The organism is Flavobacterium sp. IC2-16, assembly GCF_055521455.1.
Map to the genome: position 1 here is coordinate 842,987 of NZ_CM145480.1, position 12,873 is coordinate 855,859.

Consider the following 12,873-nt stretch of genomic DNA (forward strand, 5'->3'; position numbering starts at 1 on the left):
TTGTTTTGTAAGGTTCAAATATACAACTTGCAACCTGAATTCAACAAAAAACCTATTCGCTTTACACGAATAGGCTTTTCTAATTATGTTAAACGTATTTAATTAAAATCGAAACGCAACCCGAAAGACAGATTATTTTGATCTATTGCATTGTTTTTAAACAACGGATTCAAATCGTATTTAGCGTATAAACTTACCTGACCGTAACCAATGTATGAGCTTAAACCGTAGTTAAAATCGGATACATTAAAATCTCCTTTTTGTTTTACTTTGATTTTTTGGTCGTTTTCTTCATATTTTAAAATCTGCTTCGATTTTACTTTTACACCGGCATAACCTCCAATTCCTAAACGAAAAGATTGGTGTGTTCTAAAATACGTATTCCCATCTTTATCGGTTTTCTTTGGTGTAAAATCGAACTCCAAATGAACCGGAGCAGTTAAGTATACATTTCTGAAACGTGATTCGTTGAAATTTGTAAATCCTTCAACCAAATCGGTTTGATTATCGTTCTTAACAAAATAACGATTATCCGTTGGTCGTAAATTGTTATACATAACCGACAAACCATATTTTGCGTGCAATAAATTATAATTTTTAAAAATTCGCGTGTTATACGTTAATCCCCATTCATAAAAATGCGAACCCCAAACACTAAAATTCGAATCGTTTAAACTTTCCTTTTCGGCAATCACATTATTTAACCCAAAAGCAAAAACAAATTGTGATGTTGTTCGTTTAGAAAGACGTTTCATTTTATCTTCTTGCCCGTTGTACACCTTCATAGCCGCAAGATTAATTTCGGTACGATTAGCTCCAATTGAATCTCTTGAACCCCCTAAAACAATGGAAGTACCACCACGTTTATTTGTCTTTTCATATTCTACCTTACCATCTACTTTATCTTTAACCAATTGCGACAACTTTTGCTCTTGTAGTGCTACTTTCGTTTCGATATTTTTAGCACGTAGCGTTGCAGCATTTATTTTTTTATCATTGGCTTGCTCTTTCGAAATTTCTTTATTTGCCAATTGCTTGTCGATTGCTTCAACCTCTTTCTTTAGTTCGTTTTTTTCATTTGTTGTGATTTTTTCAATCTCTGAGGCAATAGCTCTGGCTTTTTCTTCAAATGAAATTGGTTTTTGGTTTTTACCTTTTACAACTCCCGTTTCCACTATCGAATCATCTACAATTTCGATATTAACTTTATCAAACCAGATTTGCCCTGTTCCATCCAATAAAACGCCATAGGATATTAAAGATGCATCGGCAGGAATAAATAGCACAACTTCATATTTAGTCCAATCGGTAGTCCCTTTTATAGCTCTTGGATGCATATTATCGAAAGCTAAAATTTTATCGTAAAAATTCACGCGCATCCATAGTCCTGCCCACGATTCAACATTTTCGGTTTTAACAGAACAACTCATTTTTACCATTTTTCCACGATAAGCATCCGGATTAATTCGTTGCATTAAGGTTCCAAAACCAGCAATTTCATTGGCAACTGATTTAATGGTATACACATCTTTCCGGTCGGTAAAAAGTTTTTCTTCTCTTTCCATGACATACCTATCCGATTTTGTTCCTTCATTAATCCAAGTTGACTCTTTATGAATAGAATCGGTCTCTTGCGCATTAAGTTTGCTTATGAAACTTACTAGCACCACTACGGAGTAAAAAATAATTTTTTGCATAACTGTTCGTTTTTTAACTGATGATTTATTTTTGATTTGATGATTGTTCGTAATTTCTATTAACCAAAGCCGATTTTACTTCGTTAAAATTTCGTTTTAATTTATCGAATGTGCTTTCGCGATATTCCTCACTGATTTCAGTTTCTACAGATGACAAAAGAGAATTAGCATCAACTTTAACTGTGCTTTTATGATTCTTGGAACTTGGCATTGAGATTTGCTCTTGCTTGTTTTCTTCTACAGCGGTTAATAATTTTTCGGCTGAAATAAATTTTAACTCGTTAGTATTCTTAGCCTCTAGCTCTTTATTATTTTGTTTGTTTTCTGCTATACTTTCGTTTGAAACTTCAATGTTTTTACCCTTATTATTGTTTTTTGGGTATGAAATCACGTTGTGGTTTTTTTCTGTTGTACCATTTTCTATTGCAGCAACCTTTTCGTTTTCGTAACCTTTAGTATGCAATGAACTTTCATTTATCTCTTGAGCATCAATTGTTTTTTCTTGAGGTGCTTTTTCTGTAGTAACAACATTGTTTTCATTAGAAATCACCTGCTCCGGATTAGCATTTATCATCCAAAAACCGAAGCCAAGTACAAAAAGCAATGAAGCTGCAACGTAATACCAGGCAACCGTTTCCTTTTTTGGTTTTTCGGCAACCGACAACATGGCATCCAGTCTATCCCATGCGGCTTGAGAAGGCTGTATTTCTCTATCGTTCAATTTTTTCTTGAACTGTTCTTCTAGATTATTCGGTTCCATTCTCATAATTTTTTAGTTTATAAATTTGATGTTGGAGCATTTTACGTGCGTGAGACAATTGTGATTTTGAAGTTCCTTCACTAATACCAAGCATTTCTGCAATTTCCTGATGTTTGTAGCCTTCAATTGCATATAAGTTAAACACCATTCGATAACCATCTGGTAGATTGTCAATTAAAAATTGGATATCTTCAACCGAAAACTGACTTTCCACATTATTATATCGTTCTTCAAAATACGTTTCGTCTTCGGCGAATTTCACATGCTTCTGCACTCTTAAAAACGATATGCATTCGTTCACCATTATTCTTCGAATCCAACCTTCAAAACTTCCTTTATGTTCAAAAGATTTCAAATTCCCAAAAACTTTCATAAAAGCAGTAATCATAACATCTTCCGCTTGTTGTACATCTTTAATATACTGTCGGCAAACGCTTAACATTTTAGGCGAAAATTTAGAATATATTTTTTGCTGAGCATGTCGGTTATTTTCGACAGCCAACCGAATAATTTCTTTTTCGTCTTGATGTAAGTTGATTACTTTCATTTAAGAGCTTTAGACTTCTTAGAGTATTAGAAATTCAGATTGAACGTACTTTCAGAACCTGACTTCTATTAGCATAGACGATTGAAGTTGAAAAATAGTTGCATGTAGGGTGAAAAAAAAATTAAATTTTTCTTTCAATAACATAATTCACCATAAGTATTAGTGAATTTTTATAGGTAGAGTCGGGGAAGTTTTGAATAAGTTGCAAGGCTTCTTGCTGAAATTGAATCATTTTTTGTTCCGCATAACCCAGTCCGTTTTTATCTTTTACGAACTGAATCACTTCGCGAACTCGTTTTTTGTCTTTATTATGATTTTTTACAGAATTGATTACCCAACTCTTTTCTTTAGCCGAACAGTTGTTTAACGCATATATTAAAGGCAAAGTCATTTTTTGCTCTTTAATATCAATTCCCGTTGGTTTTCCGATAGCATCATCCGTATAATCGAATAAATCATCTTTAATCTGGAACGCCATACCAATAAGCTCTCCAAATTTTCGCATACGTTCCACTACTTCGGCATCTTCCGGTTTTACAGCGCAAGCCCCTAAAGAACAACAAGCAGCAATTAAAGTTGCCGTTTTTTGACGGATGATTTCGTAGTAAATATCTTCTGTAATATCTAATCGCCGTGCTTTCTCAATTTGAAGCAATTCGCCTTCGCTCATTTCACGAACAGCAACGGAAATAATTTTTAATAAATCGAAATCGTTATTATCTATAGAGAGTAGCAATCCTTTAGACAGCAGGAAATCACCCACTAAAACTGCAATTTTGTTTTTCCATAAGGCATTGATGGAGAAAAAACCACGACGATTGTTACTATCATCGACCACATCATCGTGAACTAGAGTTGCGGTGTGAATTAATTCAATTACCGCCGCACCACGAAATGTTCTTTCATTAACCGAACCGCCCGAAACCATTTTAGCGGTTAGAAAAACAAACATAGGTCGCATTTGTTTTCCTTTACGATTTACAATGTAATGCGTTATTCGATTAAGCAGTGCTACTTTGGAAGACATTGAATCGCGAAACTTTTTTTCAAAAAGTTCCATCTCATCGAGTATAGGCTGCTTTATTTGTTCAACGATTTTCATCTTATCAGATACTATTTATCAAACGTATAAGATGGAACTCGTGTTTTTCCAAAACAGCTAAACGATATGTAAGTGGGGCTAGTTTCATCTGCTTCAAATATAACGAAATTCGCGCAAAAATTAAGCTTCTTTATTAGCCAACTGACCACAAGCCGCATCAATATCTTTTCCTCGGCTTCTTCGCACTTTTACCACTATATCATTTTTCTCTAAAGCCATAATATACTCTTCAATTGCTTTAGGAGATGCTTGCTGAAATTGACCATCGTCAATTGGGTTATACTCAATTAAATTAACCTTACAGGGTACGTATTTGCAAAATTTAACCAAGGCATCAATCGATTTCTTATCATCGTTTATTCCTTTCCAAACCACATACTCGTATGTAACTTTACTCTTTGTTTTTTTATACCAATACTCTAAAGCCTCACGCAATTCGGTTAGCGGAAAACTTTGGGTAAACGGCATTATTTCGTTACGAATTTCTTCGATTGCCGAATGAAGCGAAACAGCCAATTTAAACTTTACCTCATCATCGGCCATTTTTTTAATCATCTTTGACACTCCAGACGTTGATACCGTAATTCGTTTGGGAGACATTCCTAATCCTTCTGGGGATGTAATCTTGTCAATCGCTTTCATTACATTGGGATAGTTCATTAATGGCTCTCCCATTCCCATAAAAACGATATTGGATAATGGACGATTGTAATACAAACGACTTTCACTATCGATGGCAGCAACCTGATCGTAAATTTCATCCGGATTTAAATTACGCATTCGTTTTAACCTTGCCGTAGCACAAAAATTGCAATCTAAGCTACAACCAACCTGACTGGATACACAAGCCGTTGTTCTGGTTTCTGTGGGTATTAAAACAGATTCCACAATTAAATCGTCATGCAAACGAACTGCGTTTTTCACGGTTCCATCGGAACTTCTTTGCATTGTATCAACCTTAATGTGATTGATTACAAAATTTGCTTCTAGCATATCTCGAGTATGTTTGGATATGTTGGTCATATCCTCAAATTTATGAGCACGTTTGCTCCACAACCATTCATAAACCTGGTTTCCTCTAAAAGCTTTGTCTCCGTTAGCCACAAAAAAATCGCGAAGTTGCTCTTTGGTTAACGCTCTAATATCTTTTTTCTCCGTTTGCATGGCGCAAAGTTACTTACATTTTATGAATTTGATTGTTGCGTTATTTGTAAATTTGTAAAAAACAAGATTATGCACTTTATATCGGAAGCTTTAGAAGATTATGTAGCCGTTCATTCGGAAAACGAACCAGAATTATTAGCACGACTCAACAAAGAAACGCACCAAAAAATATTGCAACCCAGAATGTTAAGCGGTCATTTTCAAGGACGTTTTTTGAGTATGATTTCTAAACTAACGCGACCTACATCCATACTTGAAATAGGAACCTATACGGGTTATGCTGCTTTGTGTTTGGCCGAAGGATTAACCGAAAAAGGCACGTTAGACACCATTGACAATAACGAAGAATTATATGATTTTCAGCGCAAATATTTCGATGCATCACCTTGGGCAACTCAAATTCACCAACACTTAGGTAATGCTTTAGAAATTATTCCGAGTTTAAATAAAAAGTTTGATTTGGTATTTATTGATGCCGACAAAGAAAATTACATCAATTACTTCAATATGATAGTACCGATGATGAACCAAGGTGGATTAATTTTATCGGACAATGTTTTATGGAGTGGGAAAGTTTTGGAAGAAGTGAAAGCCAACGACAAAAGCACAAAAGTTTTACTGGAATACAACGAAATATTAAAAAACGATTCGAGGGTAGAAACCGTTTTATTACCTATACGAGATGGTTTAACAATGAGCCGAGTTTTATAAAAAAATCCCGATTTCTAAATCGGGATTTTTTTATATGCTATCAGGAAAATATTTCGCCCTGTAATGATTGTATATTTTTGAAAACCCATAACCCGCTATTGCACCAAACAAATATCCTGAGAGAATATCACTTGGAAAATGTAATCCTAAATAAATTCTGCTGTACGCAAAAATCAAAGGGAACAAAAAAAGTAAAAAGGCAAATCGGAAATACTTTTTAAGAATTGCAAATACAAATACAGTAGCTGCCATAGAATTGGTTGCATGTCCTGAAAAATAGCTAAACGTATCGCTGCATTTTACAATTCGAATAATATCTTTAAGCTCATCGTCCTTGCAAGGTCGTAAACGCTGAACATTATTCTTAATAAGATTAGTAAACTGATCGGTGAAAAGAATCATTACTGCAATTGAAACTACAACTAACAGTAAATGTTTCCATCCCAATTTCTTATACAAAAGGTAAAAAATTACTAGAAAAAAAGGAGTCCAATGCAATTGTTTGGTTATGAAAAGCCATAAACCATCATATTGTTCTGAACCTAACCCGTTTAAAAAAACTAAAAGCTGCTTATCTAAATCAATTATTTTATCCAAAACTACATTTGTCTTTTAATTGGACCGGTTAGATCATCTATATCATCTTTGGCCTTTTCTATTTCTCTATTAATTTCCGAAGTTAAATCGATTTGGCCCATTGTGTTTAGTTCCTTCAAATCGTTCATTTCGGCACTTTTTTGAATTTCATTTTTAATATCGTTCGTTGCATTTTTAAGCTGAGCCATACCCTTCCCCAGCGTTCGAGCAATTTCTGGGATGTTTTTTGACCCGAACATCATCAAAGCGGCTAAAATAATGAGAAAAATTTCCCCTCCTCCAATTCCAAACATAATTTACTAATTTACTAATTGTAAAGTCACAAAGTTACAAAGTTTTCGATAGGATAGTGTTATCAAAAACCAAAAAGACCATCCTTTTTAGATGGTCTTTCTTTTTTATTTTCCTTGAGACAATTCGTCAAATTTTGATTTTACTTCTTCTTTTGGCCACATGTTATTGGTTACATCGATATCGGCAGTTTCCAACTTAGGATCTAACTGAATCTTTTTGATGGGTTTGTCGGTTGCAAAAACACGTTTTGCCGTATCATTCCCTTTGCGCCAAATTTGAACTGGGAAGTTATAATTTTCGGTTGTACCGTCTTCAAATTGTAATTCTACAATAATTGGCATCATCATACCACCCGGTTTATCGAATTCAACTTCATAAAAGTAACGAGGCATTTTAAAATCTTTCTTTTCATTAAGCGTTAATTTTGCCATATACTCGTTTAACACTTTTACATCTTTGATTTCAAGAGGCTTTTTCATGGTGCTCTTATAGTCTTCAGAACCTTCAGAGACCATATATACCATTGGTTGACCGTCACTAATTTTTCTACCTCTTCTGTTAAATTGTTCTGTCACTTTTTTAGTTGGATTTTCCGAAACAAAATATTGTTTTACCTCTTTAATTCCAATATCAACATAATCAGTAGAATAGAACCAGCCTCTCCAGAACCAATCTAAATCTACAGCCGAAGCATCTTCCATAGTCCTAAAGAAATCCTCTGGAGTTGGGTGTTTGAATTTCCAACGCTGAGCATACGTTCTAAAAGCATGATCAAATAAATCGTGTCCCATAATAGTTTCACGTAATATATTTAATCCTGTTGCTGGCTTCGAGTAACCATTAGCTCCAAAATTGTATATCTGCTCTGAATTGGTCATGATTGGCTCCAAATATTTTTGATCACCGCTCATATAAGGAACAATTTTAGCTGCAGGGCCTCTACTTGATGGGAAATTTTTATCCCAACTTTGTTCGGTAAGATATTCTAAAAACGTATTCAAGCCTTCATCCATCCATGTCCATTGACGCTCATCGGAATTCACTATCATTGGAAAAAAGTTATGTCCAACTTCATGAATAATTACTCCCATCATACCATATTTCACACGGTCACTAATAAACCCTTTCTCATCAGGACGTCCATAATTCCAGCAAATCATAGGATATTCCATACCTTGATCTTCTGCAGAAATAGAAACTGCTTTAGGATAAGGATAATCGAAAGTATAACTCGAATAACTTTTTAAAGTATGCGCCACAACCCGTGTTGAATATTCACCCCAAAGCGGATTCGCTTCTGGAGGATAGCATGACAATGCCATAACCGAATTTCCGTTCGCTAATTTCACAGCCATTGCGTCATAAATGAATTTTCTAGACGTTGAAAATCCAAAATCACGTACATTAGTAGCTTTAAATTTCCATGTTTTTTTATTGGTAGCAAAACCTTTAGATGCCGCCTCAGCTTCAGCTTGTGTAACAATTACAACAGGCTTATCATACGTTTTTTCAGCCAATTGATATCTTTTAACTTGCTCTGCGGTATAAACTTCATTTCTATTTTGCAATACTCCGGTTCCTTCCATGACGTGATCGGCAGGAACAGTAATATTTACTTCAAAATTTCCAAAAGGTAAGGCAAACTCCCCTGAGCCCCAAAATTGCATATTTTGCCATCCTTCAACATCGTTATAAACAGCCATTCTTGGATAGAATTGTGCAATTACATATAAATTGTTTCCATCTTTATCAAAATGTTCGTAACCCGAACGACCTCCATCAACCATATAATTGTTGATGTTGTACCACCATTTTATCGAAAAAGACACTTTTTCACCTTTATTTAAAGGTTTATCCAAATCGATACGCATCATGGTTTGGTTAATTGTGTAGGACATCGGTGTTCCTTTAGCATCTTTAACATACTCTATATTGAAACCACCGTCAAACCCTTGCTCCATAAATCGTTTGGTAAAACCTCCTGCAGATAAGGCGGCATCCATACGTTGGTTTTGTACCAAATCGGATTGCCCGTTTCTTTTTTTCTGATTTTGATCCAGTTGAACCCAAAGATACGTTAACGATTCGGGTGCATTATTGGTATATGTTACCGTTTCTGTACCATACAGTTTTGTATTTTTATCATCCAATTCAACATCAATTTTATAATCGGCTTGTTGCTGATAATATGCAGGACCAGGAGCTCCCGAAGCCGTACGATACGAATTAGGAGTTGCCATTTCACGATACATTTGACTAAATTTATTAGTATCGTAATGACCAGGTTCACGTTTTTTTTCTGTTGTATTTGATTCTTGTGCTAAAGCCAACATTGGCATAGCCAAAGCCACTAAAGAAAATACAGATACAGACTTTTTCATATTTCTATTTTTTATTTGTCAAAAATCTAAAACTCCACTCAATTCCGTATCAGTCAACAAAAGACTCTTTTTGTTACCTTTTAAATTAACATGAATTATATTTTGTTGATCGGAATAGGTTTCTGTGAGTATTGCATTGTACACTTCTAGGGAAGTTATTTTTTCGGAAACAGGTGTAGTTAAATAAAAAATCATAACGTTATCTTCGGCTTCTTTTCCTAAAAAAGTAAGCTTTCTCGAGATTCCGTTAACTTTAATTTGAAAGTTTTCAAAAAGATACTTTTGAAGCAATTCATTAGCATCCTTGGTTTCTTTGGGAGTTGCCAGATATAATTTTTTCTTACTTCGCTTTTCGATAGCTTTTTCAATATCGTCGGTAAAGATTCGGGCAGTAATTTGAATTTCCTTTTTTTTGCCTGAATATTCTATTTGATATACTCCAACATAGAATTTATGCACCGCAAAAGCAGTTAGGCTCAAGAAAAGCATTCCAGTTAGAACTAAGCAAAAAAACTTCTTCATTTTTCAAATGTAAAAAAAGAAAATAATCATTTTTTAATTTTATGATATTCTTCACTTTTTTTTATCAATTTGTCAATTAATTGAAATTCATTCCTCGGATTGAGCAATCCTCTTGACTGCGAACGCTCTTCGTCACAAAAACTCAAAAATAATTCTATTTCATCCGGTTTTAGCATAAGGGTTTCAATAAAAAAACGCTCTGAAAAACGCTCCTTTACTGCATCAACAAAATTTTGTTCCGTATTATATTCAATTTTTTGAGCTGGCTTTGATTTCTTTTTAAATAACCCTTTAGTCAACATTTTACCAATTAAAACAAAATTAATTCCAGTTAGGGAACTTTCGGTTTGAGGCATAACGCTTTTTACGTTTTGAGCTAAAACACCAGAAGCTCCATGGGTTGTTTCAGTAGTTGAAGAACTTTTAAAATTTAAACTTACCGTTTTCACTTTTAAATTTTTACTATCGGCATCTAGATTTCCTGTTAATGTGTATGGATAAACAACTAATTCATCTAAATGATTTACCCTAACATGAAGACGTATTTTTAAATCCGGATCTATCATATGGCCATACCTTATAACAAGCACCGATGATTTGAAAGAAACACCACTAAAAACCAAAGTATCACTTTCTTTTACATTAATACTAAATTTTCCGTTAGTGTCGGTTTGAGTTTTAAATTTTGATGAAACATTTTCGACCGAAACATTTTCCACTTCAAGCGAATCTGAAACAATGATTCCTGAAATTTTTTCTCGCTTGATAATATCTTGTGAAAACCCAAAAGTGCTCAACAAAACAAATAAAAGTACCAAGCTACTTTTCATGTTGTAGAATTTGGTTGTATTCTGTCGATAATTCGCTCAACAAAAAAGCAGTAAGAGTTTTGTTTTTTGCATTCACAGCTCTAACAACACTTTCTTTTTCTGAAACATATACCACAAAACCATTAACATATTCATTCGGAATATGAAATTGGTTTACATAATCTTCTTCCGAAAACATGTCGAATAACTTTCGCTGAATGGTTTCAATGCGTTCAATTGCTATATTTTTTTTAAGCTCTTTGGTTTTACCACTAATAGCATTGATAATTGCATCTACCGAAACCAATCCCGAACCTGTGTTTGCTGTATAATACTTGCGTTCAGCTGGAGTATACAAGCGCACTTTACGAGGAACAATTCCTAAACTAACCGCATCAATATTGCTTTTATTAACTACAACTTCATTTAATTCTGTTATAGCTGCGGTCATTTTTACTACAAACGGAAAATATTCAAAATCTTCTTTTTCGATTGCTATTACTTTGGTATTGAGTTGAACCGATGACAAAACTAATGTATCGCCAGTACTAGCATTAATTGAAAACTCACCATGAGAATTGGTTACCGCTTCTTTTTTAGACGTTTTGTTTACTACATTTATATTCTGCAAATCGGTAACATTCGCCACAACTTTACCTTTTATCATTCTTATGTTTTGTCCGTAAACAATCGAACTCATGATTCCTAAAAAAAATAACATCTTAATTTTCATGGCCGATACGGTTTTGATATTCTACAGCAAGTTGTGTCAAAGTAAAAGCTATCAACGTTTTATTTTTACGCAAGAACGCATTAGCCAGTTCATAATTTTCAGAGGCAAACACCTTAAAACCATCTACATACTCAGGTTTTATTTTTAATTCTTTGACAAAATACAAATCATCATACATAGTTGTAAGCTCTTGTTTAAGGTGCTCCGAACGCTCAACTTTAATCTCTTTTTTTAGCCGATTCGTCTTACCATTAATTTTATTTAATATAGGATCAAAAGGCATACTACCTCCTATAATATTCAAAAGATGTATTGGTTTGAAATCTCCTGCCGTTTTTAAACGTCGTTCTGAAGGTGTTAGCAGTTTTCCTTTTTTTGAAACAATACCAAGGCTTACCGCATCAATTGCACTTTCTTTGACAACAACTTCTTTCAACTCAGTCGTTTTCAACTCCATGTCAACAATAAACGAAAAATGTTCAAAATCTTCTTTTTTGATTGCTATTACTTTCGTGTTGAGTTGTACTGATGAAAAAACTAAAGTATCGCCAGCACTAGCATTAATTGAAAACTCACCATGAGAATTGGTTACCGCTTCTTTTTTAGACGTTTTGTTTACTACATTTATATTTTGCAAATCAGTAATATTCGCCGATACTTGTCCGTTCAAAAACTTTCCTTTTTGAGCCGAACAAACGATTGCCATTAAACCGAAAACAAAAAATAACTTAATTTTCATTAGATAACCGTTTACTATATTCTGATGCTATTTTTATCAATTCAAATCGTATAAGCCATTTATTTTTTTGATCCATAACTTTCTCCAACTCCTTGTGTTCAGATGCAAAAACATAAAACCCATACAAGTAGTCCGACGGTATTTTTAATTCATCAACAAAAAAAGACTGGTCAAACATCAGTTCAAGTTTATGTTGTAGTTTTTGCCTTCCAAGTATTGTAATAATTTCTTTCTTGCGTCGCTTGGCCGTCCCATCTATGGCATAAATCAGCGATTTAAAAGGACCAGTTTGTGATGTATAATACCTTCTCACGGCTCTTTCTTCCTGTGATGCTGTTTTCATTCCTTTTGGCACCAATCCTAAACTTTCTGCCGTAATATTACTTTTTTCAACCACAACTACATTTAATTGAATCACTTTCATATTCATTTTTACAAAAAAAGGTAGGTAATCAAAATCTTCTTTTTCCAACACAATTTTTCGAGACTCCAACTGTACTGCTGTAAAAAACAACGTATCTCCTATTTTAGCGGTTATTAAAAAGAAACCTTTTTCCTCGGAAGAAACTGTTTTCTTTGACGAAAGATTTGTTATACTAATTCCTTTTATTTCTCGGGTATTTGCCAAAATCTGCCCTTTCAATACACGACTGTTTTGGGACCATCCTGTTGCAAATGTTAAACATAAAAGAAAAAGTATTTTTGGCTTCATCCGTTTGTATTCGCTTAAATCGGTGTAAAAATATATGATTAGTCTCACAAATATTTGCCAACGACTTTGTAATTTTATGTTAAAAACAAACGATTAATTTCTTTT

Annotated in this window: 14 protein-coding genes; 1 reads left to right on the plus strand and 13 read right to left on the minus strand. The window is 34.0% G+C overall.

Going from position 1 to position 12,873, the window contains the following annotated elements:
- Positions 1-98 precede the first annotated feature (98 nt).
- From ACZ1JT_RS03760 to rlmN, 5 genes are all read right to left on the minus strand, one after another.
- A complete protein-coding gene (locus tag ACZ1JT_RS03760) occupies positions 99-1,697 on the minus strand; it encodes a hypothetical protein (protein WP_465094827.1) in 1,599 nt (532 codons plus the stop codon).
- A 25-nt stretch (positions 1,698-1,722) separates the two neighbouring features.
- Positions 1,723-2,457, minus strand: coding sequence for a hypothetical protein (locus tag ACZ1JT_RS03765; RefSeq protein ID WP_465094828.1), 735 nt, complete (start codon positions 2,455-2,457; stop codon positions 1,723-1,725).
- Positions 2,444-3,004, minus strand: a complete 561-nt coding sequence (locus ACZ1JT_RS03770; protein WP_465094829.1) for an RNA polymerase sigma factor — start codon at positions 3,002-3,004, stop codon at positions 2,444-2,446. The genes ACZ1JT_RS03765 and ACZ1JT_RS03770 overlap by 14 nt, the downstream gene beginning before the upstream one ends.
- A gap of 121 nt (positions 3,005-3,125) precedes the next feature.
- The gene (locus ACZ1JT_RS03775) at positions 3,126-4,106 is read right to left on the minus strand and encodes a polyprenyl synthetase family protein (protein ID WP_465094830.1); all 981 of its coding nucleotides are present in this window, start codon (positions 4,104-4,106) and stop codon (positions 3,126-3,128) included.
- 120 nt (positions 4,107-4,226) lie between these two features.
- Positions 4,227-5,270, minus strand: coding sequence for a dual-specificity RNA methyltransferase RlmN (gene rlmN / locus ACZ1JT_RS03780; RefSeq protein WP_465094831.1), 1,044 nt, complete (start codon positions 5,268-5,270; stop codon positions 4,227-4,229).
- Between the two features lie 69 nt (positions 5,271-5,339).
- On the opposite strand from rlmN, the gene ACZ1JT_RS03785 reads away from it, so the two are divergent.
- Positions 5,340-5,981, plus strand: a complete 642-nt coding sequence (locus tag ACZ1JT_RS03785; protein WP_465094832.1) for an O-methyltransferase — start codon at positions 5,340-5,342, stop codon at positions 5,979-5,981.
- Between the two features lie 30 nt (positions 5,982-6,011).
- Here ACZ1JT_RS03785 and ACZ1JT_RS03790 read toward each other — a convergent pair whose 3' ends face one another.
- From ACZ1JT_RS03790 to ACZ1JT_RS03825, 8 genes are all read right to left on the minus strand, one after another.
- Positions 6,012-6,578, minus strand: coding sequence for a phosphatase PAP2 family protein (locus ACZ1JT_RS03790; RefSeq protein ID WP_465094833.1), 567 nt, complete (start codon positions 6,576-6,578; stop codon positions 6,012-6,014).
- 2 nt (positions 6,579-6,580) lie between these two features.
- On the minus strand, positions 6,581-6,871 hold the full coding sequence (locus ACZ1JT_RS03795; RefSeq protein WP_465094834.1) for a Sec-independent protein translocase subunit TatA/TatB: 291 nt from the start codon (positions 6,869-6,871) through the stop codon (positions 6,581-6,583).
- Positions 6,872-6,976: 105 nt separating this feature from the next.
- Positions 6,977-9,253, minus strand: a complete 2,277-nt coding sequence (locus ACZ1JT_RS03800) for a M1 family metallopeptidase (protein WP_465094835.1) — start codon at positions 9,251-9,253, stop codon at positions 6,977-6,979.
- Between the two features lie 18 nt (positions 9,254-9,271).
- Positions 9,272-9,775, minus strand: coding sequence for a DUF6702 family protein (locus tag ACZ1JT_RS03805; protein ID WP_465094836.1), 504 nt, complete (start codon positions 9,773-9,775; stop codon positions 9,272-9,274).
- Between the two features lie 26 nt (positions 9,776-9,801).
- Positions 9,802-10,605, minus strand: a complete 804-nt coding sequence (locus tag ACZ1JT_RS03810; protein ID WP_465094837.1) for a carboxypeptidase-like regulatory domain-containing protein — start codon at positions 10,603-10,605, stop codon at positions 9,802-9,804.
- Entirely contained in the window at positions 10,595-11,317 is a 723-nt protein-coding gene (locus ACZ1JT_RS03815; protein ID WP_465094838.1) for a carboxypeptidase-like regulatory domain-containing protein, read from the minus strand. The genes ACZ1JT_RS03810 and ACZ1JT_RS03815 overlap by 11 nt, the downstream gene beginning before the upstream one ends.
- Positions 11,307-12,056 carry a carboxypeptidase-like regulatory domain-containing protein gene (locus ACZ1JT_RS03820; protein WP_465094839.1) on the minus strand — a complete coding sequence of 250 codons (750 nt, stop codon included), beginning with the start codon at positions 12,054-12,056 and terminating at the stop codon, positions 11,307-11,309. The genes ACZ1JT_RS03815 and ACZ1JT_RS03820 overlap by 11 nt, the downstream gene beginning before the upstream one ends.
- Complete coding sequence (locus tag ACZ1JT_RS03825) at positions 12,046-12,768, minus strand: hypothetical protein (RefSeq protein ID WP_465094840.1); 723 nt, start codon at positions 12,766-12,768, stop codon at positions 12,046-12,048. The genes ACZ1JT_RS03820 and ACZ1JT_RS03825 overlap by 11 nt, the downstream gene beginning before the upstream one ends.
- Positions 12,769-12,873: the final 105 nt, after the last annotated feature.